Here is a 1052-nt window from a genome sequence, read left to right on the forward strand (position 1 = left end):
CCAGGCGCCCGAGACTGCCGGGAAGTAGTCGGAGTTGTACTTGAGCAGGCGCGACGACTGGTCGCGGCGCAGGCTGCCGGTCAGGAAGTACCGGTCGTTGAAGCTGTACGTCAGGCGGCCGATGGCGGAAGTCAACGCCTCCTGATACACGTCGCTAGCTGGGCGTTCCACAATTTCCTTGGCGTTGCCAATGTACTGGTACCAGCTGTCCTCGCGGTCGAAGTTCTGGCCTCGCAACGAATAGTATTCGTAGTTGGTGCGCTGGGCCGAGTACACGGCCGTTAAGTCGAAGAAGTGTTTGCCCAGGGCTTTCTGGTAGCTTACCTGATTGTCCCAGATCCACTTGTCGCGCTGCCCTTGGCTCTGGGTCAGGTAGTTCATCGTGTTGCTACGCCCTGGTTCGGGCACGCGCGGGTCGAAGCGCTTGTAGGAGTCGCGCAGTATATCCAGGCTGAAGCTACTGCGCAGCTTCAGGTTGGTGAGCGGGCTGTACTCCACGTACCCAATGCCATTGAGGTTGAGCACGGGGTTATTGATGGAAGGCCGCTCCAGTAAGGCCACGGGGTTGTATACGTCGCCGTAGGCTCCGGCAAACTGAAATTCGGGTGCTGGAGCTAGTGGGGTTACCCCACCGTAGCCACCATCGGCGTAGCGTACCGAAGCCGCGGCCGGCATGAAGATGGCATTGAGGATGCTGCCAGAATAGGCGTTGCTGGTGTTCGTGCCGCGGGCCTTGGTATGGTTTACGTACAGGTTCTGACCAACGGTAATCTTGTCGCTCAGGTCGTAGTCCGACTTCAGGCGCAGAGAGTAGCGCTTAAGGTTGGTGCTGATGAGTAGTCCCTCCCGGTCATGAAAGCCGAAGGACGTCAGGAAGCGCCCCCGGTCATTGCCGCCGCTCACAGTAGCATTTAGGTTGTAAATGCTGCCGGTGCGGAATATCTCGTCTATCCAGTTGGTGCGCGTAATCTGCCCCCAGGGGTTTTTGGGCGGGGTCATGAGCCGCCGGGCGACCCACGCCAGCGTTGTCGGCAGCCTGGTTGTAGGCAGCG

The 1052-nt window shown here is 59.5% G+C and carries 1 pseudogene; it reads right to left on the reverse strand.

Features of this window, described 5'->3' with window-relative positions:
* Positions 1–999, reverse strand: a pseudogene (locus VI25_RS23000) (SusC/RagA family TonB-linked outer membrane protein); the annotation flags it as partial.
* Between the last annotated feature and the right edge of the window lie 53 nt (positions 1000–1052).

It is taken from the genome of Hymenobacter sp. AT01-02 (assembly GCF_000961955.2).
Taxonomy (GTDB): Bacteria; Bacteroidota; Bacteroidia; order Cytophagales; family Hymenobacteraceae; genus Hymenobacter; species Hymenobacter mucosus.